The sequence below is a fragment of the Halomonas sp. ISL-56 genome, from assembly GCF_018612805.1.
Taxonomy (GTDB): Bacteria; Pseudomonadota; Gammaproteobacteria; order Pseudomonadales; family Halomonadaceae; genus Vreelandella.
This window is the reverse complement of sequence record NZ_JAGGRO010000020.1, coordinates 43376-68553: the sequence shown is the minus strand read 5'-3', so window position 1 is coordinate 68553 and position 25178 is coordinate 43376. Positions and strand designations below refer to the sequence as shown.

At 54.2% G+C, this 25178-nt stretch carries 24 protein-coding genes; 7 read left to right on the top strand and 17 right to left on the bottom strand.

What is annotated here, in order from left to right; all coding sequences use genetic code 11:
• Positions 1-35 precede the first annotated feature (35 nt).
• From ptsP to pgi, 4 genes are all read left to right on the top strand, one after another.
• On the top strand, positions 36-2906 hold the full coding sequence (gene ptsP / locus J7J49_RS17405) for a phosphoenolpyruvate--protein phosphotransferase (RefSeq protein WP_215094404.1): 2871 nt from the start codon (positions 36-38) through the stop codon (positions 2904-2906).
• On the top strand, positions 2906-3877 hold the full coding sequence (pfkB, locus tag J7J49_RS17400) for a 1-phosphofructokinase (RefSeq protein WP_215094394.1): 972 nt from the start codon (positions 2906-2908) through the stop codon (positions 3875-3877). Before ptsP ends, pfkB begins: the two co-directional genes overlap by 1 nt.
• Positions 3874-5607 carry a PTS fructose-like transporter subunit IIB gene (locus J7J49_RS17395; protein ID WP_215094393.1) on the top strand — a complete coding sequence of 578 codons (1734 nt, stop codon included), beginning with the start codon at positions 3874-3876 and terminating at the stop codon, positions 5605-5607. Before pfkB ends, J7J49_RS17395 begins: the two co-directional genes overlap by 4 nt.
• Positions 5608-5794: 187 nt before the next feature.
• Positions 5795-7462, top strand: a complete 1668-nt coding sequence (gene pgi / locus J7J49_RS17390) for a glucose-6-phosphate isomerase (RefSeq protein WP_215094391.1) — start codon at positions 5795-5797, stop codon at positions 7460-7462.
• A gap of 129 nt (positions 7463-7591) precedes the next feature.
• Here pgi and J7J49_RS17385 read toward each other — a convergent pair whose 3' ends face one another.
• The 10 genes from J7J49_RS17385 to J7J49_RS17335 form a co-directional block, all read right to left on the bottom strand.
• Positions 7592-8128 carry a tellurite resistance TerB family protein gene (locus J7J49_RS17385; protein WP_064233265.1) on the bottom strand — a complete coding sequence of 179 codons (537 nt, stop codon included), beginning with the start codon at positions 8126-8128 and terminating at the stop codon, positions 7592-7594.
• Between the two features lie 329 nt (positions 8129-8457).
• The gene (locus J7J49_RS17380; RefSeq protein WP_215094389.1) at positions 8458-8685 is read right to left on the bottom strand and encodes a hypothetical protein; all 228 of its coding nucleotides are present in this window, start codon (positions 8683-8685) and stop codon (positions 8458-8460) included.
• Entirely contained in the window at positions 8682-8906 is a 225-nt protein-coding gene (locus tag J7J49_RS17375; RefSeq protein WP_215094386.1) for a hypothetical protein, read from the bottom strand. Before J7J49_RS17375 ends, J7J49_RS17380 begins: the two co-directional genes overlap by 4 nt.
• A gap of 779 nt (positions 8907-9685) precedes the next feature.
• Positions 9686-10819, bottom strand: a complete 1134-nt coding sequence (locus tag J7J49_RS17365) for an RDD family protein (protein WP_215094382.1) — start codon at positions 10817-10819, stop codon at positions 9686-9688.
• On the bottom strand, positions 10819-12513 hold the full coding sequence (locus J7J49_RS17360) for a molecular chaperone HscC (RefSeq protein WP_215094380.1): 1695 nt from the start codon (positions 12511-12513) through the stop codon (positions 10819-10821). The genes J7J49_RS17365 and J7J49_RS17360 overlap by 1 nt, the downstream gene beginning before the upstream one ends.
• 245 nt (positions 12514-12758) lie before the next feature.
• Positions 12759-13247, bottom strand: a complete 489-nt coding sequence (locus J7J49_RS17355) for a GNAT family N-acetyltransferase (protein WP_215094379.1) — start codon at positions 13245-13247, stop codon at positions 12759-12761.
• Between the two features lie 118 nt (positions 13248-13365).
• The gene (locus J7J49_RS17350; RefSeq protein ID WP_215094377.1) at positions 13366-13821 is read right to left on the bottom strand and encodes a hypothetical protein; all 456 of its coding nucleotides are present in this window, start codon (positions 13819-13821) and stop codon (positions 13366-13368) included.
• A gap of 14 nt (positions 13822-13835) precedes the next feature.
• Positions 13836-14357 carry a type II toxin-antitoxin system antitoxin DhiA gene (gene dhiA / locus J7J49_RS17345; protein WP_064233258.1) on the bottom strand — a complete coding sequence of 174 codons (522 nt, stop codon included), beginning with the start codon at positions 14355-14357 and terminating at the stop codon, positions 13836-13838.
• Positions 14351-14620 (bottom strand): type II toxin-antitoxin system toxin DhiT, encoded by a 270-nt coding sequence (gene dhiT, locus J7J49_RS17340; RefSeq protein WP_064233257.1) that lies wholly within the window; start codon positions 14618-14620, stop codon positions 14351-14353. The genes dhiA and dhiT overlap by 7 nt, the downstream gene beginning before the upstream one ends.
• Positions 14621-14687: 67 nt before the next feature.
• A complete protein-coding gene (locus J7J49_RS17335; RefSeq protein WP_215094375.1) occupies positions 14688-15233 on the bottom strand; it encodes a DinB family protein in 546 nt (181 codons plus the stop codon).
• Between the two features lie 200 nt (positions 15234-15433).
• Here J7J49_RS17335 and J7J49_RS17330 point away from each other — a divergent pair, with 200 nt between their 5' ends.
• Both J7J49_RS17330 and J7J49_RS17325 read left to right on the top strand, forming a co-directional pair.
• The gene (locus tag J7J49_RS17330) at positions 15434-16519 is read left to right on the top strand and encodes a PA0069 family radical SAM protein (protein ID WP_215094373.1); all 1086 of its coding nucleotides are present in this window, start codon (positions 15434-15436) and stop codon (positions 16517-16519) included.
• A 41-nt stretch (positions 16520-16560) separates the two neighbouring features.
• On the top strand, positions 16561-16860 hold the full coding sequence (locus J7J49_RS17325; protein ID WP_064233254.1) for a winged helix-turn-helix domain-containing protein: 300 nt from the start codon (positions 16561-16563) through the stop codon (positions 16858-16860).
• A gap of 11 nt (positions 16861-16871) precedes the next feature.
• Here J7J49_RS17325 and J7J49_RS17320 read toward each other — a convergent pair whose 3' ends face one another.
• Genes J7J49_RS17320 through coxB form a run of 4 tightly spaced genes read right to left on the bottom strand, consistent with a single transcriptional unit; the run spans position 16872 to position 23005 of the window.
• Positions 16872-19016 (bottom strand): heavy metal translocating P-type ATPase, encoded by a 2145-nt coding sequence (locus J7J49_RS17320; protein ID WP_215094584.1) that lies wholly within the window; start codon positions 19014-19016, stop codon positions 16872-16874.
• Between the two features lie 47 nt (positions 19017-19063).
• On the bottom strand, positions 19064-19420 hold the full coding sequence (locus J7J49_RS17315) for a hypothetical protein (protein ID WP_082906596.1): 357 nt from the start codon (positions 19418-19420) through the stop codon (positions 19064-19066).
• A gap of 4 nt (positions 19421-19424) precedes the next feature.
• A complete protein-coding gene (gene ctaD, locus J7J49_RS17310; protein WP_215094371.1) occupies positions 19425-21965 on the bottom strand; it encodes a cytochrome c oxidase subunit I in 2541 nt (846 codons plus the stop codon).
• The gene (gene coxB, locus J7J49_RS17305; protein ID WP_215094369.1) at positions 21962-23005 is read right to left on the bottom strand and encodes a cytochrome c oxidase subunit II; all 1044 of its coding nucleotides are present in this window, start codon (positions 23003-23005) and stop codon (positions 21962-21964) included. Before coxB ends, ctaD begins: the two co-directional genes overlap by 4 nt.
• Before the next feature lie 36 nt (positions 23006-23041).
• On the opposite strand from coxB, the gene J7J49_RS17300 reads away from it, so the two are divergent.
• Entirely contained in the window at positions 23042-23503 is a 462-nt protein-coding gene (locus J7J49_RS17300) for a DUF2231 domain-containing protein (protein WP_064233564.1), read from the top strand.
• A gap of 25 nt (positions 23504-23528) precedes the next feature.
• Here J7J49_RS17300 and J7J49_RS17295 read toward each other — a convergent pair whose 3' ends face one another.
• From J7J49_RS17295 to J7J49_RS17285, 3 genes are all read right to left on the bottom strand, one after another.
• Entirely contained in the window at positions 23529-23954 is a 426-nt protein-coding gene (locus J7J49_RS17295) for a CopD family protein (protein WP_064233252.1), read from the bottom strand.
• Positions 23955-24033: 79 nt separating this feature from the next.
• A complete protein-coding gene (locus J7J49_RS17290) occupies positions 24034-24909 on the bottom strand; it encodes a DUF2797 domain-containing protein (RefSeq protein WP_215094367.1) in 876 nt (291 codons plus the stop codon).
• The gene (locus tag J7J49_RS17285; protein ID WP_064233250.1) at positions 24893-25177 is read right to left on the bottom strand and encodes a YeaC family protein; all 285 of its coding nucleotides are present in this window, start codon (positions 25175-25177) and stop codon (positions 24893-24895) included. Before J7J49_RS17285 ends, J7J49_RS17290 begins: the two co-directional genes overlap by 17 nt.
• Position 25178 lies beyond the last annotated feature (1 nt).

The window sequence follows — 25178 nt, the reverse complement described above, 5'->3', positions numbered from 1 at the left end:
ATGCGCTACGACTATGGTTCTACACGGAGACACCTATGTTGACACTCGGCCCCAATGACATCTTGCTAGGCCGCAACGCCGACAGCTGGCAAACCGCGCTCGACAGTGCCGCTGAGGCGCTGGTTGACGCCGGCTTGGTTGAGGCCGAGTACCGCGACGGCCTACATGCCCGCGAGGCGCAGTCCTCAACGTTTTTAGGCAACGCCATTGCGATACCCCACGGTACGCCGGAAAGCCGCCAGTATGTAAAGCAAACGGGCGTGCGCGTACTGCAGTTTCCCCAAGGGGTTGAGTGGCACGACGGCCAGCAGGTTCACGTACTGGTAACGATTGCGGCTCAAAACGATGAACACCTGGATATTCTGCGCCAGCTGACCCACGTACTCGACAAAGAGGGCGTTTCAGAGCAGTTGGCCAGTGCCACTTCCGCGGCAGATGTTGCTCGGCTGCTTTCCAAACCCGCATTAGAGCCGCGCCTGGACGCCGACACCCTATGCGTCAACTTTCCCGCCCGCGATCCACAAGAGCTCGTTTTAGCCGCGGCCGCCCGCTTACGCCAAAGCGGTTGTGTCGATAACCGCTTTATTACCGCCGTCGCCGCGGCACAGCCAACCTGGTTAGGTAAAGGACTGTGGCTGGCAAGCAGCGCCCAGGGCGTTAACCAGCCCGCGCTGGGGGTCGCCACGCCAGCGGAGCAGAGCCTGGAAAGCGCTGGTCATCCAGTGCATGCGTTGTTCTGCCTGGCCGCCCACGGCGATGCCCACCGAACGCTTTTAGAACAGCTAATGGCGGTATTAGACAACGGCGAAAGCCAAAGCTTAGTGGGCAAAACCAGCGCTCAACTACTGGCCACCCTGGCAGGCGAGACCGCCAGCACCCAGACCCGCCGGGTGCGTGTGCTTAACCCCCACGGCCTGCACGCCCGCCCCGCCAAGCAGTTGGTGCAAGTTGCTCGCGCCCAGGCCATGCCGATTCAGGCACGCCTGGAAGAAGGCAGCGCCACCCCGGTTTCCGCCGCCAGCCTGACCAAAGTGATCGGCCTGGGCGCTCGGCGCGGCCAGTGGCTGGTACTTTCAGCCGAAGGCGAGCAGGCGAGCGTAGCGCTTGAGGCCGTTGCTGAAGCCGTTGAATCGGGTCTGGGAGAAAAAGTAATGCCCTTTGACGGTGGCTTTGACAGCACCCCGCAAGCGAGCACGGCCCAAGCGGATATCGAGCCCCTCGCGGCTGACACGCCCCACGCGGGCGTGGCCGCCTCCCCCGGTTTGGCCATTGCGCCGGTGTTTGTCATTCGCCCGATGCAATTCGACTACGCCGAACACGCCAGCGACGCTGAACACGAAATCAGCCGTTTGAACAGCGCGCTAAAAGAGGGTGCCGCCCAACTGGAAAGCTTGGTGCGCAAGGCCCCCGGTGGCGAAGTCGCCGATATCCTCTCCATGCACGAAGAGATGCTCGACGACCCCGAACTCCATCATGCGGCAGTGGATGCCATTCGTGAAGGCCGCTCAGCCGAAGCAGGCTGGTGGGAAGCCATTGAAACCGCCGCCCACGCCCAGGAAATGCTCGCCGATCGCCTGTTGGCCGAACGCGCCGCCGATTTGCGCGACGTAGGCCGACGAGTGCTAGGCGTGCTGTGCGACGTAACACTTCCGGAACCGCCGGATCACCCCTACATTCTGGTCATGGACGATATCGGCCCTTCCGATGTGGCCCGTCTGGATACTTCCCGTGTGCGCGGCCTGCTCACCGTTCGCGGCGGCGCCACGGCGCATAGCGCTATTCTGGCCCGCGCGCTAGGCATCCCTGCGGTCGTCGGCGCTGGCCAGGCAATAATGGCACTCAACAACGCCAGCATGATGATTTTGGACGGCGAACGCGGCCGAGTCACATCGCAGCCTTCCGAGGAGCGTCTGCAGCGCGCCGAACAGCAGTTGCTCGACCTCCAACAGCGCGAAGCCGATGCCTGGGAAACCCGCTTTGAGATCGCCCAAACCCGCGACGGGCACCGTGTCGAAGTCGCTGCTAATCTGGGCAACACCGCCCACGCCGCCGATGCGGTGGAGCGCGGCGCCGAGGCCGTTGGCCTGCTGCGTACCGAATTCCTGTTTATGGCCCACGCCAGCGCCCCGGATTTAGCCACTCAGGTTAGCGAGTACCGCCAGGCGATTGACGCCCTCGATGGCCGCCCGCTGGTCGCCCGCACGCTAGATGTGGGTGGCGACAAACCGCTGCCCTACTGGCCGGTGCCTCAGGAAGACAACCCCTTCCTGGGCCTGCGGGGTATTCGCCTGGCGCTGACCCAGCCCGAAGTGCTCGAAACCCAGCTGCGCGCGCTGTTGATGGCCGGCAAAGACAGCCCTCTGCGTATTATGCTGCCGATGGTCAAAGACATTGCCGAGTTCCGCGCGGTCAAACTCATCTATGATCGCCTACTCCAGGAGATTCCGACTTCCCAGCGCGCCACCGACGTACAGCTTGGAGTGATGATTGAAATCCCCTCTAGCGCGCTGTTAGCCCCAAGCCTAGCCGCCGAGGTGGACTTCTTCTCAGTCGGCACCAACGACCTAACCCAGTACACCCTGGCCATCGACCGCGGCCACCCGGAGCTTTCCGCCCAGGCCGATGGTTTGCACCCTGCGGTGCTGCGTTTGATTCAGATGACCGTGGCAGCTGCCCACACCCAAGGTAAATGGGTCGGCGTGTGCGGCGAGTTGGCCTCAGATGCCGTAGCCATTCCGGTGCTGGTCGGCCTTGGCGTAGACGAGCTTTCCGTCAGCGCAAGGCAGATTCCGCTGGTCAAGGCTCGCCTGCGCGAATTTGATTTTGCGGATGCCCAGGCCAGCGCTCAGTTGGCGCTTTCCCAAGCCACCAGCGATGAAGTGCGCGATGCGCTGGAGGCGCGCTAATGGCCCGCGTGCTGTGTATTACCCTCAACCCAGCGCTGGATTTGGCGTTTAATCTCGACGCGCTGGTGCTGGGCAGTGTCAACCGCCCCACCAGCGCGCAATTAGAAGCTGCGGGCAAAGGGGTCAATGTTGCCCGCGTATTGGCAGGGCTAGGCCACGACGTTACCGTCAGCGGTTTTTTAGGCGCCGATAATGACGCGCCTTTCCAATTGGCCTTTGCCAAGTACGCCTTAACCGATGCCTTTGTGCGGGTGCCTGGCGAAACCCGCATAAATGCCAAAATTGCGGAACAGAGCGGTCGCGTTACCGACATTAACGGCCCCGGCATGCCGATCGACGCAGAGCATTTACAGGCGCTGACTCATAAGTTGGATGCTGAGCTGACCAGTGCAACGCCCCCACAAGCCATCGTTGTGGCGGGCAGTCTGCCCCCTGGGTTCTCCCTTGACGATTTCAGTCGACTGTTAAACCACTTAAACGCCAGCGGCGTGCCGCTCTGGGTAGATACCAGTGGCCCGGCACTTAATGCAGCCATAGCGACTCACCCCGCCGGTGTTAAGCCTAATGAAAACGAACTGGCAGAGTGGGCGGGCAAAGATATGACGTCTTCCGATGCGCGCTTGAATGCGGCCAAGCGGCTGCATGAAAGCGGCATCGCCCATACGCTGATTTCAGCGGGTGCCGAAGGAGTGCTGTGGGTTAACGCTCAAGGCGTCTGGCACGCCACACCGCCCAGGGTCACCGCCACCAATACCGTCTGCGCCGGAGACACCTTTGTCGCTGGCATGTTGCATGGCCTGCTTAGCGGCCACGCCCCCGAGCACACCCTTCGCTTCGCCACGGCGTTGTCTGCCGAGGCCGTTCGCCACGTCGGCGTGGGCGATCCCCATGCAGCCGATTTCGATTCACTCCAACAACACACCCGGATACGGCGTCTTGATGACACCATCACCGAGGGAGCCACGCTATGAATATTATTCTGATTACCGCCTGCCCCAGCGGCATGGCGACCACCTTCCTCGCGGCTAAGCGCCTGGAACAAGCCGCCCAGCGCCAAGGCTGGTCGGCGCATGTAGAAATGCATGGTGAAGTCGCGCCGCTCCAAGCCGCCACCGCCGAGCAGATCGCCAATGCCGATTTGATCGTGGTCGCCGCTGATCACGTGCCTGCCCCAGAGCGCTTTGAAGGCAAGCGGCTATTCCAAGCGCCGATTGCCAGCGCCCTCCCCGACCCCAGTGGCTTTCTGGCCCAGGCCAAGCGTGAAGCGCCCATTTATAGCGCCCCGGCTGCTACGGCAATAGCCGCAACGCCAAGCGAAGCGGGTGGCAAGAAAATCGTTGCCGTTACCGCTTGCCCCACCGGCGTCGCACACACCTTTATGGCCGCCGAAGCACTATCAGAGGCAGGCAAAGCCATGGGTCACGCCATTCGGGTGGAAACCCAAGGCTCGGTAGGCGCCCAAGATCAGTTGACGGAAGAAGAGATCGCCGATGCCGACGTGGTCGTATTGGCTTGTGATATCGACGTTGATCCAGCGCGGTTCGCAGGCAAGCGCATCTACCGCACCTCGACCGGCAACGCACTGAAAAAGCCACGCCCCACCATTGAAGCCGCGCTCAGCGAGGCTGCTATAGAAAGCGGCAACAGCAGTGCGGGCAGCGCGAATAAGAGCGTTAAAGAGAAAGGTGTCTATAAGCACCTGCTCACCGGCGTTTCCTTTATGCTGCCGATGGTGGTGGCGGGCGGTTTGCTGATAGCGCTCTCCTTTGTGTTTGGCATTGAAGCCTTCGAGCAGGAAGGCACTCTGGCCGCCGCACTGATGCAGATTGGTGGCGGCACCGCCTTCGCACTGATGATTCCCGTATTGGCGGGCTACATCGCCTACTCCATCGCCGACCGCCCCGGTATCGCACCGGGTATGATTGGCGGCATGCTGGCAGCCAATATCGGCTCCGGCTTTATCGGCGGTATTTTGGCAGGTTTCCTGGCAGGCTACGTGGCGCTGGCGGTGACGCGTTACGTTAAGCTGCCTTCCAGCGTTGAATCCCTCAAACCGATTCTGATCATTCCGTTAATCGCCAGCTTGGTCACTGGCCTGACCATGATCTACGTGATTGGCGAACCGGTCGCGGCGCTACTCAATGGCCTGACCAGCTTCCTGGAATCCATGGGCTCCACCAATGCGGTGCTACTAGGCATTCTGCTGGGCGCGATGATGTGCTTTGACCTGGGTGGCCCGGTCAACAAAGCCGCTTACACCTTTGGCGTGGGTCTGCTCGCTTCAGAAACCTACGGCCCCATGGCGGCGATTATGGCCGCGGGCATGGTGCCGGCCATTGGTATGGGGATTGCCAGCTTTGTGGCGCGCAACAAGTTCTCTGCACCGGAGCGCGAAGCAGGTAAAGCATCGTTTGTACTTGGCCTATGCTTTATCAGTGAAGGCGCGATCCCCTTTGCGGCCAAAGACCCGCTGCGGGTGATCCCCGCCTGCATGGTGGGCGGTGCCCTCACCGGCGCCCTCTCCATGTTAGTAGGCGCTAAGCTCATGGCGCCCCATGGCGGTATCTTCGTACTACTGATTCCCAACGCCATTACCCCGGCGCTACTCTACCTTGGCGCCATTATAGCGGGCTCGTTGGTGACAGGTTTAGGCTATGCGTTTATCAAGCGCGGCGCGGCCCAAGTCGCCGTTGCCACTTAAACGGCTTTTAGCCAAAAGTGAGGGCAGGCGAACATGCCTGCCCTTTTAAGCACGTAGCTTTACGCATTTAATCTCTTTCCACAGCCGCTATACCCTCTACTCTTTGTCATTTTTTATGTAGTATTTTTACATAACGCCACTTTTCGCATTTGGTTACCACATTCACTTATAACAAATGGATCGCCCTATGTTTCAACTCACCCGCAGCGTTACCTGGCAGGCGCTTGACCGCCTGCGCGACAAAACCGCCAACGACCGCATTCGTGACTATTTCACCAATGACCCGCAGCGCTTTGAGAAAATGAGCCTACGGGTAGGCGGTTTGTTTCTGGACTACTCCAAGCACCACGTCTCCGGTGAGGTGCTCGCCAAACTGCTCGAGCTGGCCGACCACTCCGCGCTGGTTCAGCGCCGCGCGCAGATGTTCTCCGGCGACATTATCAACGTCACTGAAAACCGCCCGGTACTACACACCGCTCTGCGCAATTTGAGCGATGAACCGGTCCATGTAGACGGCGAAGACGTGATGCCGGAAATCACCCGCACCCGCGAGCAAATCAAGGTGTTCTCTGAAGCGGTGCGCAGCGGCGAGTGGAAAGGCTACAACGGTCAGCGCATTAAGGACGTGGTCAATATCGGTATTGGCGGCTCGGATTTAGGCCCCAATATGGCGGTGCGCGCGCTGCTAAAATACCGCCACCCGGAGCTGCATTTCCACTTCGTTTCCAACGTGGACGGCACTCATATTCAGAAGGTGCTCTCGCGCCTTGACCCCGCCACCACGCTATTTATCGTCTCCACCAAAACCTTCTCGACCCAGGAAACGCTGCTCAACGCAAAAACAGCCCGGCGCTGGTTCCTGGAGAACGCTGGCGAAGACGCAGACGTGGGCGCACACTTTATCGCCGCCTCCACCAACCGCAAAGCGGCGATGGAGTTCGGCATTCGCGAAGAGAACGTGTTCGAGTTCTGGGCTTGGGTAGGCGGTCGCTACTCCATGTGGTCGTCTATCGGCCTACCGATTGCGCTGTCGATCGGTTTTGAAGGCTTTATCGAGCTGTTAGAAGGTGCTCATGAAATGGATAGCCATTTCATTAATGCGCCTTTCTCCGAGAATATGCCGGTACTGATGGCGCTGATCGGCATTTGGTACATCAACTTTATCGGCGCCGAAACCCAAGCCATCGTGCCTTACGACCAGGCGCTGAACCAGTTGCCCTCTTTCCTGCAACAGCTGGATATGGAGTCTAACGGCAAATCAGTCGATATTTTCGGCCACCCGGTGAATTACAAAACCGGCCCGATTGTTTGGGGGCAAACCGGCTCCAACGGCCAGCACGCCTTCTTCCAGCTGCTGCACCAGGGCACCCGCTACGTACCTATCGACTTTATCGCCTCGCTCAAGCCCGAGCCCGGCGTGGAAGACCACCACTTCGCCCTGCTAACCAATATGCTCGCCCAGGCCAACGCCTTTATGGAAGGCAGCCAGGGGGATAGCAAAGAGCTCAGCCAGCACGACCCCTACAGCTGCCCCGGCAACCGCCCTTCCAGTACCCTGCTGCTGGACGAACTAACGCCGAAAAACCTGGGTGCATTGATTGCGCTCTATGAGCACAAGGTGTTTGTGCAAGGGGTGATCTGGAACATCAACTCCTTTGACCAGTGGGGCGTACAGCTGGGCAAGCGCATCGCCGGTGAAATCAGCGAGCGTATCGACACCAACGCCGCCGACTTCGACACCTCAACGCAAGGACTGCTGGAACTGGTTCGTGCCCACTTCCCCAATGGCGGTAGCGGCGAGAAGGAGAGCGCCCCGACCAGTGCCGGAAAGAAGCCTGCCAAGAAGAAGCGCTAGGCTAGTTTGTTAAACGGGAGAAAAACAAACGCCTTGGTTTGAGCAAACCAAGGCGTTTTTGATGTGTGAGCTTAGTAGCCTCTTCAATGCATTTTTAACACATAGCTGCCCAAAGAAATATTTTAGCCTTCAACTCCATTTCGCCTTTTCACCTGACTCTGGCATCAAGTGCTTATGTAAGCTTGATATAAACTCTATTTGAACAGCGGTGGGCTCCCCACCCGTTTTCGCAATTTTATTCGCCAGATTCAATACTGATTCTGCTTGCTCTGAAGTGAAATTGGGTACGCTCGGTGCCAACACTTTTTCCAGTGAGTTTCTAATTTCATCTCCACGCCCGATCAGGAAAGTGCTAGATGCCAGCAGGTCGACAGCCTCACGCTTACTAACATGAAATTCATTTTCGAATATCGCAAGTAGCTCGCGCTTCTCTTCAGACGATATCTCGCCATTCACTTTCGCGGTTGCAGTTAACGCTAATGCGGCGGCTTCAATGGGCTTCTCAATAGAGTAAATAGGATTAGCGTCATACTGCTTTCTCCAACGTCGTCGGCGCCTCCAAAGGAACGGGTTTAAGCCACCGAGATCAACCCCTAGTTCTGCGAACCGATACAGAACCCAAAGTATCGTTGCTATGGATCCTAGAGCCCCAAGAATAATATGCATTTATCAGCACCTCACTCAAATAAAAAGAATCCTACAGAACAGAGAAGCTTTGTGTACACGTCTCTGCTACGCTCTGTTGTTCATTTTATTGCTTTTTTTATCTTAATGTCTAATTATACTGGCGAAAAATATCAGCTTGTGAGGTTCGTAATAGGTTAGCAAGCTCAAAGCGATTTCATTGAGTAGATAGATTTAACCAGCGCTTTATCACGCTGAGATAACGACCGGTCAGCAGAGGGGTGTCCTGTGCCCTACTATCCGACGACGTTTTTTCGAGGTTATGTACTTTTAGGAAAATACTCCATGCGCGATAAACCTGAGGAGTGTTCTTACTGATTAAATTCAGGACTAGATTGGCAAACAATCTCATTTCCCGCTTCTTTAGATCGAAGCTTCATTTCTTGCTCGTTGACATCCACCACTTCAATTACCCCCGAATCTTCTAAATAAAAATCTTGAGCCATCTGTAAAAACTCAGGTGTAAACATTTCAATTTTATCAAAATCAACAGAAATTTTTATTTCTTGGGGGTGTACTGTGAAATCATTTCCAATCACATTTTTTCGCCCGAAACAAATACTCTTAGCTGTGATTGAGTCCTGCGAGCATCTTCCATTTGATACTGAAGAATGATTGACTCATCATAGCTAAGATCTTCATGCGTCACCACATGAGTGTGTATTGACTCTCTTATACCACCTTCATAGCTTGGTTCAGGACTACAATACCAACCCCCTAAGCCAAATATAGAAATACTCACCAATACAAACTCAAACATCAATTATCCCCTATAAATATTGACAAAGAAAAACATCACATTTAATTCAATAATATTTGATATCCGAAAAATAAAAACACCACAGTATAATATAGTTATAAAACACATTCATTTTATAGACCTAAGATGCTTCTTACGACTTTTATGCCGACCAGCCTTTGACCTACCATATCTAAAGTATAGAGAAATAGATCTCCAGCACATTCTCCCATCTAACCCTTTAGCTGGAATCAAGTTAAACACTGCTATCAACGCATTTATATAGCCTAATATAACCAGAGGAACATTCACGAACCAGGGCAGCACATCGCTATAAAGGCTAAATATAACTATACATGGTATAAAAATTATCGCCTGAACGACAACTCCGCCCCATGCAACCAAGCAGGTATGGTATTCATTGTTAGATTCTTCAAAACAAAACCGACCATGAAACAAATAAAGCTTTATCTTTAACGACTTAAGGCCTAGCCTAGCAGCAAACCACATATGGCCCAGTTCATGAAAAAACATTATTGTGAAAAATGAAATCGCAGCGATCAACATCGAAACATCTGCAGCTGAATACAGCACTAGCAACAGAAGCACCATACTGAGGCTCCAATGCATAAACACTGGAACCCCACATATAACAAACAGCTTTATATATTTACACTTAGTCATCCACCTCACCCTTACACCATCAAAATAACCTTAGAGTTTAAAAACTAAAAAACTCTTATTTTATCATAATCAAAAACAATAACTCCTGGCACCTAAATGGTTAGGTAAAACAGCCATTAACCAATAAAAAAATGCACTATGAAACTTAGCCACATGATCAGCAAAAGAAACGCTATCATAAGCCCAATCCCTCTCTGCATATCAAGCTGGCATGTTTTCCCGCCAAACACCTGATAACCCAAGAGCCATTTTCCGGGAGTTGACCACTTCATCACCCATGACAAAAGCGGATAGCCAATTAATAAAGACAGCTGAGTCTTTACGTCATACATATAGCTCTCAATAAATGATGCATGTTCTTGCGAGTCACCAAATATAATATTTTTTGAAACGACAAAAGCAACTACCGCGAATACAACCAAGTCCAACGCTATTGCTGCTAACTTTCTGACCAAGGACACCTCAGTCACCCATTGAAATTGATCTCCTACAAACGCTTTTTCCTGGATAATGATACTTCCGCCACGCACACTGTCGGCTATACCTTCTGAAGTTGGCTGCATATCTAACACATTAAAAATCATGTTAGTTTTTTCCAGGCCAAATTCGTTAACCAAGTATCTTTTTTCCTGATCCCAGCTAAAAATTTCGTTCAAAAAGGTCAAAACATCTTGAGGAAGGACACAACGATCATCCTGGTCAGCATCAATCTGGATAGAGCTCAACTCAGTCACACGGTCAAACACCTCAAGCCCAAGCTCATGATTGAATTCGTTCTCTAGTAACCATGAAGAGTTGCCAAGGAATTGCCACCGGTCACGGTGGCAAGATGCGTGAGGATCTAACAGCAGCTTATCAGTTTCCGCCATTAACCTTTCAAACTCTTGATCTCTTGCCGCAGCTATTTCGCGTTTTGATGTGAGCACAGCCTCCTCTATCTCCGGAGACTGAGCCTCTTCCTGATCGCGCCATTCTGAGCTGACACAAATCGATTCCGTTAGGTGCTTGTCTGTTTGAGTCTCAGTGATCTCAGCATCAGTAGCCGTTAACGCGAACTCGCTTACCTCAGATTTTTTTTGACTCTGTTGTCTCTCAACTAAATCCAGAGCGTGGCGGTAAGCTGCGTGCAACTGCTGAAATTCGGCAGGATGTTCGTCTGGACGGTTTTTCTTCAAAAGCTTGGCGTATGCGCGCTTTATCGTCTTAATATCGCTATCAGATGTAATCCCCAGGGTCTCCCACACATTCATTATAACCAATCCTCACCGTCCAAAGAGTCAAGGAGTCTATCGACGTTCTCTCTAGCCTTGTGAATCTCATGAGGATTCTGTCCATCCAATACACGTTCAAACTGCCCAATCAAATCGGCTATCGCTTCTCTTTTAGATCCTAAATTTGATTCATACAAGCGCTCTGCTCGCGCTAAAATCGTGCTGTTTCTTTCGTCTTCACGCGGGTGAAACTTTAAGCCAGCAAGCTTTTCGCGAGAAGCTGATTTTTGCTCCTCTGACAGTGACCCGGGGCTAAACTCGATCACTTTGCTATAGGTCTTTCCCGTGGAAACCACGGTAGCATCTACTTCCAGCAGCCCATTCATATCGTAACTAAAGCGAATATCGAGTACTTCTTTCCCCCGAGGACCTTTGGGAACAGACACAACAAGCTCGCCAAGATATACGTTGCGGTCAACTAGCCGATGCTCACCCTGATATATTTTAGCGCTTAACTCCTCTTGGTTGTCATAGGCAGTACATATTTGGCGAACAATACTAATAGGCACGGTGCTGTTACGTTCGATAATCGGGAAATACTTAAGCCCATCGGCAGGATTATCATGATTAAGAATACCTGTGCCAAGAGTATACGGGCAGACATCCGTCAACACGACCTCATCTAGGGCCTGGTGGCGTGATTTCAACCCAGCTTGAATAGCAGCACCCAGAGCAACCACAGTGTCAGGGTCAAGATGGCAGGAAGGTAGGCGCCCGAACATGCGACCAACAATAGAGCGGAAGTGTGACAATCGCGTTGAACCACCTACCAGTATTACATTATCTATCTGACCCGCTGAAATTTTTGCATCGCGCAGCGTCTGTTCTATTGGCCGCTTCACCCGCAATAATAATGGTGTACATGTTTTTTCGAACCACTCTGAAGTACAGCGCCATTCTATTGAGCTGTCACCCAGCTGAAGATTCAACGTCTGATCTGGCTGCTGACTGATCCGGCGCTTGACCGTTTCCATCTGCATGTAAAGCGTTTGCAACTGATGGGCGAAAAGCTGTTTACGCTCGATCTCGTTCTCGCGCAGCACTTCACTAATCATTGCCTCGACAAAGTCTTCACCTCCGAGGAAGTTATCGCCAGCGCTGGCATGCACTTCCATCACACCATCGAAATACTCAATTAATGAGACATCAAAGGTACCACCGCCCATATCCAGTACTAAAAAGGTTCCTTCCAGTTGGTCATCTAAACCATAGGCAAGTGATGCAGCCGTAGGTTCATTGATGAGTCGTTCCACTTTAAGCCCAACCAACTCCCCTGCCTGTCGTGTTGCTTGACGCTGATTATCATTGAAATAGGCAGGTACGCTAATCACCGCCTCCTCAACTGGCTCACCCAACCACGTTTCAGCATCCTCCTTAAGCGATTTCAAAACCAATGCTGAAAGTTCCACAGGTGAAAAAAGTTGTTTCTTTCCCAGCTTGATTTTGTGCTCAGCACCCATTAGGCGTTTGAATGAAGCTACAGTTGAATCCGCATGATGAATTAGTCGCTCTTTGGCATGCCGACCAACAAGTATTGATCCCTTTTCATCCAATCCGACTACGGAAGGTGTTAGGAGATCTCCTAGACGATTAGGAATCAGTTTGACCCCGTCATCTGTCATCACACCACAAGCACTATTGGTGGTTCCCAAGTCTATTCCGATAATCGCCATGAACTCCCTCTCCGACTTTTCGTAATAAAAAGTAGGCACTTTAGCAGCGCTTATCACACATGTCACTAAACTAAATTAGCTAATATGTAATGCGGCCTCTTACGAGAGAGTTACTTATCGATTAGCCTCTAAGCGAAATTCCCAATATGTAACCGGGAATTTTTAGCTGCTAAAGGTAGACAGAATAGGATCGGTATGCGATGACCGAAACCTCTAGTCAAATTGCCAGTACAAACTGACCAGTGCTAGAAGCGACGGTTAGATCTCCGAATATCCCAATACATAATATGTTGAGGCCCTGCAGCCCCGCCCAAGTATTGCTCACCTGTTTCATGGAAGCCCGCCTTTTGGTAACAGGTGTAAGCTGCGGGGTTCTTGGTGTTCACCGTCAGATAGATTCGAGGGTAATTCGCATAGTTCTCTTTTAGGTAGGGAAACAATGCTTTTACCGCCAGCGTACCAAGACCTTTGCCCTGCTGCTTGGCGTCAATAATAAATGCGCGTAGGCCTATGCTACCTTCCGTACAAAAGTCATAACCATCAGCGTAGGCTATATCGATTTTGAAGCATCCTACCACCTGGTCATTGTGTTTAATCACATGCAGGTGCGTAGCCTCATTGCTATCAGCGAGAAACTCCTTAGCGGTGCCCACAAATTTCAGCTGATCATCGCGCACCGCGATGTTGCGTACCTCGGCAATATCCGCTGCATTAAGTTTTTCTAGCTTGATCATTTAGCACTCGTTAACCTGTTTACACTCCGGACGCTTGCCAGCAGTGCCGCTAAAGCGTAGCAAACTAAACCGTCAATAGAGATAAGGCTGCACCACTGCAATGGATATTTACCGTCGGCTATGAATCAACACCTGCGTACTTAATCTTCTTATATAGTTTACCCATAGAGTTAGCTCCTACTATCAATCCTACGCTGATCACGATAACGGGCAGCGAGCCATAGGCAATAACACCACCCCAGGCCCACTGACTAATCGTTGTGCCTAGGTGTTGAACAAATAGATAGACGCCTATCAGAAAGCTACCTGCTCTCACTAAGCCTGTGTCACTAATATTTGCGATTGGCTCTACGACAGAGCCAGCATGGATTTTATTAGCCAACGCTCGCGCGAAAAACCAGAGTACAACGCCCGCCGCCATGGGTATTAGCACCCCAGCTATCAACATAGGCAGCCATTCGTTTATTGACTCTTCCGAGCCCGGGCTAAACAGAACCGGTGACACTGACAGAAGAGGATTAAGCGCGAGGTAAATTGCCAATACACGTATCAGTAGGATGGAGAAAGATGTCATTTAGTTTCCTGAATCTATAGCTGTGTTTCAGAACGTCCGCTGATATTTTCTTTAGCTAATTCGATGACCGCATGCCCCAATTGAACCAAGGTGGCGAAATTGGGTGTGGTTTGTGGCTTTAAAGAACGATAAGCACTGGTACGGCTTTTGATACCTGCTTTGGCAATGACCTGGCTATGCCCAAACTGCTCCACATAGGAACGAATAGCAGCCTGTAAAATGTCAGGACGCCCTTCCTGCATAGAGTCCCAAGAGGCTTGCTTAATAACGTCTTCCATTTCCTGCACGTTGAAGTTAGTAGCTGCTGTTCTCTGCACGCCCTTTGTCACTGCACGCAAAGTGGCCGCAGAAAGCTCGTTACCACGCCAATTGAGCGACCCATCCGCGGTTAGTGAAAACTTTTGGAAGTCTTTAATCTCTGAAAAGGGTGCCTTGCTAAAATAGCCTGTTAGATCAGCAACACCATGAAAACCATCGCTATAAACCAGCTCAAGCTTGTATGGCCCAATCAAATCCACATCAATGATTTTTAACATATGTCACCTAACTTGCCTGGGTTTTTACCATTTACTGCTTTATGCCACATATGCATTAGCTGCTCACGATGCTCAGCAATGTGGTTTTCAGCCCGTTTACGTTGCTTATTGGGCAAATATCCTTCTAAGCACTCACCTGACTCAATAGCGATGATCAATTCATAGCCACCATATTTCACGTGCAGGTGGGGAAGCTTGTGCTGCTTGTTATCAAAAAAATACATACAAAATGAAAGCCCTAGCAGAGCATCAATCTCTGGCATGAGCACCTCTTAAATTACACCCTGAAGGTAGAATAGCATTGTATCTTATAGGAGACAAAAACAATCATCACATTTCCATCTCATCCGGAATCAGCGCCAGCTGATCGGTGACGCCAATATCCACACCGGCTTGCGAGAGCAGCGTAGATACTTGTCCGCGGTGATGGGTCTGGTGATTGAAGAAGTGAAAAATCAGGCTCGAAAAACACCGTTTTGAGGCTACTCCTTTTGTATTGTGATAACTCAACGTGGTGCTCAAATCGTCGTCCGTCAGCGCGCCCACCCAGTTAATAATCACGGTATCGAGCCATCGGCGATGCGCTTTTAAGCCCTCCAAGTCATCAAACATCACTTGATCCAGTCGCTGTGGCGTAGGAAGGTCAATCATTACCGCAAGCGTTCTTGCTGTTGAAGAAGGGTGCGTGGCAAACCGCTTGAGCCAAATGGTGTCGGCAACCGCGAGGTGATTAAGCGTGCCGAAAATTGAGCCGAAGAATGCGTCACGCTCTTCGATAAGTTCAGCGGTAGGCAGCTTGCTTGCAGCATCGTATACCTTGACGTTCATCCACTGGTTATAGGATGCCATTAGCTCAAAATGTGGTTGCAGCTCCATAGGTCAAACCGCCTCTTTCGATACAGGCGCAATATGGGCGCCAGCGCACTCGTTAAGAGTATTGAATAACGGAGCATCTGTTCATCCCCCGAATTTAGCATTTAAGCCCCTACCCCTCTCCTTGCGTCTTTTTACAAACGCCATATACTGTATATATAACCATATACATGCATTAATAGCGTTTAGAGGTGAGGTGGCCAATGACGACTCCCGAACAAGCGTCTTATGTTTCAGCCGTGCGTAAAGGTCGCGGGGCAACGTACGATCCGCACAACCGTTTTGCGCCCAGCCGTAGCGTGGCAGAAGACGACGGTTGGTGGCGGGAGGAAACATCCACCACTATCGCCACCGAAGTACGTGAGGAGGTGAGCAAAAGCGCGCTCTCCTGGAATAAATCGCCGGATTTAACTTTCGACCGCTCGCTGAACCCCTACCGCGGCTGTGAGCACGGCTGCGTTTATTGCTACGCCCGCCCCTCCCACGCCTACTGGGATTTATCGCCAGGGCTGGATTTTGAAACTAAATTGATTGCCCGCAGCGGATTAGTGGAGCTTTTAACCGAAGAGCTTTGTCATCCCAACTATGTGTGCCGCCCCATCAATCTTTCCGGCAACACCGACTGCTACCAACCGCTTGAAGCCAAACACCAAACCACTCGGCGGTTGCTTGAGCTGCTGTTGGAGTGTCGCCATCCGGTAACGCTGGTGACTAAAAGCACCCTGGTGCTGCGCGATTTAGAGCTACTGGCGGAGATGGCCGAACACCGCCTAGTGAGGGTGTTTGTCAGTTTGACCAGCCTGGATGCCAATTTAAAACGCACACTAGAGCCACGCGCAGCGTCGCCTCAAGCACGCTTACGAGCTATTCGTGAACTGAACACCGCGGGCATTCCCGTGGGCACGCTGATTTCGCCGGTTATCCCAGGGCTGACGGATCATGAAATCGAAAACCTCTTGGAAGCCGCCAGCCGCGCAGGAGCGCGAACCGCCGCCTGGATGCTGCTGCGCTTACCTTATGAAGTCGCGCCGCTATTTGAAGCCTGGTTAGAAGCCCACTATCCGGAACGCGCCGCTAAAGTGATGAGCCTAATGCGCCAATGCCGGGGCGGTAAGGCGTACGATGCCAAGTTTGGTAAGCGCTTTCGCGGTGAGGGTGTCTTTGCGGATTTAATCGCCCAGCGATTTGCCCGTGCCAGCCGCCAGTGGAACATGCAGGATCGCACCGAGCAGGGGTTGAACACCCGAGATTTTCGCCCGCCACGAGCGCAGCAGGATTTATTCATTTAAGCTAAGCGGCACATGCATCCATTAGCTGCAAAGGAAGCCGAATGCCCGTGCTTAGCAAAACCAAATCGAGTTTTTACCGCCGCTTATATGTCGCCCATTTGATCGAACAAGGTATCGCCAGCGTGCCTGCATTAATTGAGGCCACCGGCATGCCGCGGCGCACCGCCCAGGATACGATCGCCTCCCTGGCCGAGCTGGATATCGAGTGTGTATTTACTAAAGATGACGGCGAGCGCCACAACATTGGCCGCTACCAAATACGTGACTGGGGCGCGATAGATCCAAGCTGGGTAGCGACAAATGCCGAACGGCTTAAACAGACGCTTGGCTATTCGCTTTAATGCAACTTACCTTAATCCTCTTCATCCGGTTCAGCCCACGCTAGTCTCGCAGCATTAAGGGTCACTGTTAACGAGCTAGCCGCCATGGCAAGCACTGCGACCAACGGCGGTATGGCCATCAGCAACACTAGCCCGAGTGCCAAGGTGTTATAGAGCGCCGAAAAGAACAGGTTCTGCACCATAATGCGCCGGGTGCGTTTGGCAATGCCAAGCAGTTTTACGACCCCACCTATTCCAGGTGTCATTAACTGTGCGGAAGCCCCTTCTCGGGCAGCTTCGCTGGCATTCAACGGAGCAATGCCAACATCTGCCGCGGCCAGGCTTAAGGTATCGTTTAAGCCATCCCCTACGTAGAGTGTCGGCGATGGCAACCCTTGCAATAGCCGCGCCTTGGCTTCCGGCGAGCGTTGGGCATAGCAAGCTTCACGGGCAAGCCCCACCCGCTCGCCTAGCCAACTCACCGCGCCCTGCCGGTCACCGCTGATCATCGCCACCACATACCCGGACGCTAACAGATGTTTTACGCTGGGCTCGGCGTCGTCCACCGGTTGATCGGAGAGATAGAACGTCGCTAACCAGCCCGCCTCATCGGCTACCATCACTTGAGAAGCAAAAGCCAGCGCTACGTCTTCCGCTTGGTCAGGCAGAACGATGCGCTGGCGAGCCATCCAGCTAGCGCTGCCCACCGACAGCCATTCGCCGCTACTTAACTTCACTCGGCGCCCTTCCCCAGGCACTTCATTGATCTCTTCGCACGGTTCCGATTGTTGATCGCCGAGGCTACTTGCCCAGCGTGCTAGCGCTTGTGCCAAGGGATGTTCGCTACCCGCAACGGCGGCACTAAGCATGCATTGTAGGGCTTGCTGATCAATACCCTCCCGCGCCTGCCAGTGAAGCACTGCATGGCTACCGGTGGTTAGGGTGCCGGTTTTATCCAGCGCGACCGAGCGAATGCGCGCCAGAGTTTCAAGCGCTGCCGGGTCGCGCAGTGCCACGCTTTGCTGCATGGCCTGGCCGCTACCCGCCAGACTTGCCAGCGGCACGGCAAGCCCCACGGCGCAGGGGCATGCCACAACTAACACCGAAAGCGCGCGCACAAAGGCATCTTCCCAGCCCAGCCCCAATAACAGCGTAGCGGGCAGTGTCAGTAACGCGAGCACCAGCGCTAGCGGGCTTAGCCAGGCGGCAAAGCGGTCAGCGAGCTTCTGCAATTCGCCTTTTTTGGCCTGATAGCGGCGCATCTCATCACACAGTCGATCCAGTCGCCGTTTGCCCACTCCAGCGCTGACCTGCATGACGATGGGCGTGGTACCCAGATAGCGGCAGCCCGCGTATATCGCCTGCCCTGCTTGAAAATGTCGCGGTAAGCTTTCCCCAGTCAGTGAGGCGGTGTCGACCCAACCGGGCTCTTCAAGTGTGCCGTCAAGTGCTACCAACTCGCCGGGCGCTAGCTCAACGCGCATTCCCGCGTTCACGTGATCTACGGGCAGCGATGTCCAGGCTTTCTCTTGCCAAACCGTTATATTCACATCTGGCAGCGTCAGGGCATCCAAAGCTTTTAACCCCCGATGGCGGCACAGCGTCTCTACTAATCGCCCAACGAGTAAAAGCACGATCAGCATTACCGCCGTGTCGAAGTAGACCTCTGCAGAGCCGCGCCATAGCAGCCATACCGAGACCATCACCGCGCCAATAACACCCAGGCTAACCAGCACATCCATACCCGGGCGCTTGGCCATCAGCGTGCGCCACCCAGCCCGGTAAAACGGCACTCCTGCAAACAGCACAACGGGCAGAGAAAACGCTCCTGAAACCCACGCCACTACCCGCTCAATCTGCTCGCTTGGCAGCGCACCAGCGTAGATCAGCACAGAAGCGAGCATCGTCCACATGCCAAACAGTGAGCCGACCATCAGCCTAAGCGTTAAGTAGCGGCTCTCCGCTTCTAAACGCGCATGGGCGTCCCCTACCGGTTCAAGCTCTGTCAGCCGATAGCCCAGGCGCTTAACCTTTGCGGCAAGCGTTGAGAGCTGGGTAGCGGCAGGCGTGCCACTAATGCAAAGCGTTGCGCTTGGGTAGTGCACGCTAACCTCACGCACGCCTTTAAGACGCTTAAGCGAGCCCTCCACGGCTAGGGCACAGCTGGTGCACCACATACCGTGTAGGGTATAGAGCTGCTCATCCTCTTTGCTAAGGGCATCGCTTACAGGCAAGGCGGAATGCCCATAATCGGCATTGCCGCAAACACAACGCCCAAGGTAGAGAAAAGATACAGCCCGGCGGACACCGAAGCATTAAAGCGCAGCCGCCCTTCATGGCGTTTGGCCATGCGGCAACAGCCCACCGTTAACGCTGCCAGTAACGCAATCGCCGCGATACTGACCACAAGCAGCATGGCGTTCACTAAATTAAAAACCCCTTGCTCGGGAGCGGGCGGCGCGACTGCGCAGGCGACCGCATGCCCGCCGTAAACGGCCACGAACCAGATACACCATAGCGTTAAGCCAATGACGAAATGTAAGGGATGGGTAAGATGTAAACGCTGCATCGTGATGGACATTAGCTTAGCTCCCTATTACACGAGGCAACACGGCAAGCGCGCCCACGAGTATCCAGAAGATCACCAGGTTATAGCGCCACCACTGGGCAACCACGGCAGGCTCGAAAGGCGCATGGGCACCCACATAGCCATAGCCCACCCGAAGGCCTTGAAGCAGGGCAAGCACAGCGCCTAAACCGCCGTGTAGCAGCGCGTAGGCCAGCCCGACCATAATGATTGCATCATGGGAGGTCTCGGTAACCGCCAGGTCTGCACTCAACAGCACCCAAAGCGTTATCGCTACCTGCACAAAGCCTAGGGCACTGATGCCATACATGCCGATTGCCAAGCCCGTATCCTTACCCTGGCGCAAACCGCGCACCAGTTTTTCGAGAATTGCCGCGCCAGCGGCTAGCGCCACCCCGGCAAGAATCAGCCCCACCAAGGAGAGCGGTGAAGTCTCGGGCATCCGCCACTCGGGGGACACCGTCCATAGATAGAACCAGCCAAACAGGTAAGAGAGAAAGAACGAGCCATTGGCGAGCAGCGTGATTGACATGGCCCATAGGCCGGGCCCATCCATAGTGCGTGAGTGCAGCGGCGGGTCACCGGGAGCTACCTCGGCATCCGGGGCAGCTTTTGGATGCGCGCCGTTCTCCCAAGACCAGCGCAACAGAAATAGCCCCGCAATAATCACCGCAATGCCCGCCAACGGATAAAGACGCGTTAGTAGGCTAATACAGACGACTGCCAGCGCCATGGCAGCAAACAGTGGCCACCATGAGTTACCCGGCAGGTGAATGATCTCGCGCACTTTGCCCGTTATCGGGTCAGTGCCCCACATTTCCCTGCGGCCGTGAGTCGCCACTGCCAGGCTATGCTGACCTTCTGCCATGGTGCGGGGCAGGTCGGGATTATCCCAGAGCGGATGCCGCGTATCGACGCTGGGTAGGCTGACAAAGTTATAGGCGCTGGGCGGCATGTTGTTAGCCCACTCAAGGGTGTCCGCATTCCAGGGGTTATGCTTGGCAGGTTTGCCGAAACGGAAGTGCAGTGCAAAATCGAGCAGCACCATGGCAATACCCGCGGACATGATAAAGCTACTCATGGACGAGAGCAGGTTGAAAATATCCCAACCCATGCCCGTTTCATAGGAGTAAACCCGCCGCGGCATGCCCAGCAGGCCCGTCCAGTGCATGATCAGGAAGGTGCCGTTAAAGCCCAGGAAGGTCAGCCAAAAACCCCATTTACCCAGCGTTTCAGACGGCATCCGCCCGGAAAACAGCGGCAGCCAGTAGTAGAGCCCGGCAATTAGCGGGAAAAACATTCCGCCCACCAACACATAGTGCATATGCGCTACGACAAAGTGGGTATCGTGCACCTGCCAGTTAAACGGCACTAGCGCCAGCATTACCCCGGTTAGGCCGCCACACACAAAGATAATCAGGAAGCCCATGATCCATAGCATCGGCAGCTTCATCTTGGGCTTACCCAGCCATAACGTGGCCAGCCACACAAACACCTGAATCGCTGTGGGCACCGCCACCAACATACTGGCGGCGGAGAAGAACGCCTGAGCCAGCTGGGGGATGCCCACGGTAAACATGTGGTGAACCCAGAGACCAAAACTGATAAAGCCTGTCACGGCAATGGCAAACACCACCCAGCCATAGCCAACAATCGGACGGCCAGCGAACACCGGTATCAGCGTGGAGACTATGCCAGCTGCGGGCAGAAAGATGATGTACACCTCGGGATGGCCAAACAACCAGAACAGGTGCTGCCAAAGAATTGGGTCACCGCCACCCGCCACTTCAAAAAACGGCATCCCCACCGCGCGCTCAAGCTCCAGCAGAATACTGCCCAGAATCAGCGGCGGGAAACCGACCACGATCATCAGCGCCATGGCGAGGATATACCAGGCAAACAGCGGCATTTTGTGCAACGCCATGCCCTGGGTGCGGGTACGCAGTATCGACACCACCAGCTCGACCCCGGCAGACAGCGCGGAGATCTCAACAAAGGTAATCCCTAGCAGCCAAAAATCAGAGCCCAACCCCGGTGAATACTCGCTGCTGCTAAGCGGGGTATACATAAACCAGCCGCTGTCCGGCGCCATCTCTAACACCAAACTAAACGACAGGATGATGCCGCCAAACAGATAGCACCAGTACCCCAGCGACGTAAGCCGGGGGCAGACTAGATCCCGGGCACCGATCATTTTGGGGATCATATAAATCGCCAACCCTTCAAGCATGGGGATGGCGAACAGGAACATCATCACCGTGCCGTGCATGGTGGTGACTTGGTTATAGATATCCGGCGACATAAAGTCTTGATCAGGGAGCGCCAGCTGGGTGCGCACCAGCATGGCCAGCAGGCCACCAATCAAGAAGAACACCATCCCAGTGACCATAAACCGTAGGCCGAGCGTGGTGTGGTTAACAATGGTGAGGGCTTGCAAGCCACGTGGATTGCCCCAGATCTCGTGCAAGTCGCTGTGCAGTTGATGGGGGCCTTTGATGTTATCGCCTTCGAGGGTCGCTTCACGGTTGATAGTGGTCATGGGGTGAGCGTCTCCAGCCAAGCACCCAGGCTCTCCAAGGTGGCCGTCTCAATATCATTGTGGGGCGGCATTTTGTTGCCCGGCTTTAACTCTTGATGGTGCTGAAGCCAGCGGGTTATCGCTCCTTTCTCCATAGCCATAATGCCCGCCCCGAGGCTGGTGCGGCTGCCAAGATCAGAAAGATCCGGCCCCTCCTCCCCAGAGGAGAGTCCCGCTACCCGGTGGCAACTCGCGCAATGGGTCATAAAGGCCTCCCTGGCCGAGTCATGCTGTTGGTCGTTTACCGCTAGCGCTGCCAGTTGATCAGTCTGGCGCGCAGCCAGCCAAGCTTCGTAATCGTCACGCTCGACGGCTTCTACATAGAGCTGCATTTGGGCATGCTGGGCACCGCAGAACTCGGCGCACTGGGCGCCAAACACCGCTGGTTCATCCGCTTCCAAGCGGATTTTATTAACGCGCCCAGGAACCATATCAATCTTACCGCCCAGGCGTGGCACCCAGAAGGCATGAATCACATCGGCGCCGGTAACGTGAAAATCAACCGGCTCACCGGCGGGCATGATGAGCTGATTAGAAGTCACCACCTCGCCCCCTTCCGCGCCGGGGTAGCGCACTTCCCACCACCACTGGTGGCCGATGACTTCAATTACCTCTGGCGGCTCGCTCAAAGGCAACGGTAAAAGCCGCTGCCCCGTGGGCACCCCGAAGGCCAGTAGCGCGGTAATACTCGCTACCGGAAGCACTATGCCGCCGCCAATAATCCAACGGCGCGCTATTTTTCGCTCCTCAGCAGGCGTTCGCGTTACTTCTTTACGCTTGAAGGTATACAGCCAAAAAGCGGTGACCAGCACCAATACCACGGTGCCAAATCCGAGCATTACCCACCAGATCATCACCACGTCTCGCGCGGCCTGACCAGCCGGGTCTAGAATAGACTTATCCCCTGCGCAACCGGTTAGCAACAGTCCAGCCAGTAGCGCCAGCGTTATGCCAAGTGAGTTGACCCGCTGTAGGGTTAAGCGTTGAATAGTATGCCTCATCCCTTGAATTGCTGTTTCGGCCCACAGGAAGTGACCATGGCAAAACCTCGTCAGCGCTCGATAAAAAGCCGCGCCTCTCTCGCCGGCCACCCGCTTCATCCCGTGATGATTCACTTCCCTGTTGCAGCCCTGATGGCGCTGGTGGCAAGCGATATCGGTTACCTGCTGAGTGGCGATCCCTTCTGGTTGCGCGCTGGCCTGTGGCTGGCAGGCATCGGCGCATTTGGCGGCTGGATTGCCAGTACGGCAGGCATTATCGATCTGGTCACTGTACCGCGCATTCGTCGCCTGATTACCGGCTGGAGCCATGCCATCGTCGCGGTGGTGATGCTCTCGTTGGCGTCGCTGAACTGGCTGCTGCGCTTCAATGACCCGAGTGCGATTCTGCCCTGGGGGCTGGCCGTCTCGCTGGTCACCGCCGCGTTGATCGCCCTGGCGGGCTGGCTGGGTGGCCAACTGGTGTATGAACACGCGGTGGGTGTCGAGGTGGAGGATTAACGACAATACGTTAGATGTCATCGTGTTAGCTCCAATCCAGCGGTTTTGCTAACACAAACCCCAGCACGCTTAGAATGCCTGCCAGGGCTAAACACAGCGCGGCCCAGTTGGCGGGCTTAACCCAGCGGTAGTGGCCCATCTCAAGACGCAGTATTAACCAGCCAAAACAGCCGTGCGCAGCCACCATGGCCACCACGGCACCCAGCTTTAAGATCAGCCAGCCACCCAGCAGACCATGAACAAGAAACAGCAGCGTGCCTGAGGCAATCGCCACCAGGGCAGCTGGAGTAGCAATAGAGTTATAGAAGAACCGCGGCATAGGCGGCGTGCCCTGGGCAAAACCAGAGTCTTTGCGCAGTTGCAGCGTCTGGCTGAGTAAGGCGGGCAGATAAAGCAGCGAGCCGCACCAGATCACTAGCGCGGCAATGTGAAGCAGTTTAAGCCAGGGCATCGGAGCTTCCTTGCGTTGCATAAGGCGGGATCAAATCACTCCTTAACCTTAGTCAAAACACCCTCATCTGGCTAGCCGCTTAACTCACTTGTATCTCGTAACCCGTGAATTTGCGGAGATTAATCACGCCGCTATCAAGGATCAAATACTGCCCTTTTATGCCTTGCAGCACGCCTTCCACCAGCGGCTGTTTATCAAAATTATGCGATACCACTTTTTTGGGGAAAACGCTGACGGGGTAGTGAAAGTGTTGCGCTGGCTGTTCCAACAAACGGATAGCATCCGCGCCATGAGTCTCGCGCAGTTGGTTCAATCCATCGGCTAGCAAAGTCAGCAAACGGTCACGCTCGGCGTTTAAATCCATGATCTCGACGTCGCCTTTGAGCATGGCCCGCCAGTTAGTGCGGTCGGCCACCTGCTCTTTAAACAGCATTTCGACAAAGCCGGACTGCTGACGCGTATCCACTTCAAGAATCGGCAGCGCCTGAATCGCGCCTTGATCCAGCCAGCGGGTAGGCATTTGGGTTTTGCGGGTAATGCCGACCTTGAGCCCAGAGGAGTTGGCCAAATAGACGATGTGGGGTTGGAAGCAGTGCCGCTCGCCCCACTCCGGCTCACGGCAGGTACCTTGAAAAAAGTGGCAGGTTTCCGGCTTCATGATGCAGGTATCGCACTGGGCTAACCGCTTGAAGCAGGGGTAGCAATGGCCTTGGGCAAAGCTCTTCTTGGTCGCCCGCCCACAGTGGGTACAGGCAATGGCACCTGTCCAGCGCAAGCTAAGCGGCTCACCAATGCGCTCGTTTAGCGCAACCCGGTGCTCGCCCGCGCGCAAGTGGTAATCGACCTGTTCGTCTGGGCGGCTGGGTAGCGCTGCCGCCATTTTGCTTAAACAGCCTTGTACTGAAGAACCCGGTACTGAAAAGTCTGGCACGGCCACTTCAATCACGCGTGGCATCCCGTGCCAAGCCCGCCATTTCAGGCGTTACGCCAGCGCCGCTGGCCGCCGCTCCGCAGGTACGCTGCTCTAGGTAGCCTACGCGGTTCTCTTCCGGCACGTTGTTCTCTGCTTCGAAACGCATGACTGCTTCCAGGCAGAGTTCGGTCTGTTCCGGCGTTAAGCGGCGTCCGTCGGGCCACTTGCGCAGCGATACTGCCTGTTTAAGGCTTTCGTAAATAGCAGGGGTCATCTGGTTGATCATTTTTTCGAACGTCATTTCGCTCATT